Origin of the sequence: Escherichia sp. KCJ4928, assembly GCF_004352695.1 — a bacterium.
Taxonomy (GTDB): Bacteria; Pseudomonadota; Gammaproteobacteria; order Enterobacterales; family Enterobacteriaceae; genus ECMA0423.
In genome coordinates, this window is record NZ_SJWV01000668.1 from 1 (window position 1) to 345 (window position 345).

The 345-nt window shown below is 51.0% G+C and carries 2 pseudogenes; both read right to left on the reverse strand.

From position 1 onward, the window contains the following. Positions 1-111 (reverse strand): annotated as a pseudogene (locus tag E0D98_RS28315) (conjugal transfer protein); the annotation flags it as partial. Further along, a pseudogene (locus E0D98_RS26180) lies at positions 108-345 on the reverse strand (plasmid transfer ATPase TraJ); the annotation flags it as partial. The pseudogenes E0D98_RS26180 and E0D98_RS28315, both read right to left, overlap by 4 nt.

Sequence of the window (345 nt, forward strand, 5' to 3'; positions counted from 1 at the left end):
CGTTTTTGACGGATACGGAAACAACAGCAGGTAAATCATGGTAAACGGCAGGGGGACACCATAAATGTTGAGCGGTGGTGTTACATCCCGCCAGAAGCCTTCGCGTTTCATCGGGGGAACTCTCCGGTCGGGATGAAGAGCGCTGCTTCTGATTTCTCAATGCGATCGTTCTGATACATGGTCAGAACCTGATCCCTTATCCGCCGTTTTTCCTGACAAATGATTTCGTCAATGTAATGTCCCCATGTTGCATGGGATTGTCCGGAGAGCGTATTGCGCAGTTCGTCAGTCATGACGATGTATTCCCGGACAGCCTGCCTGCCGCCGTCATTTGTTCTGACCAGT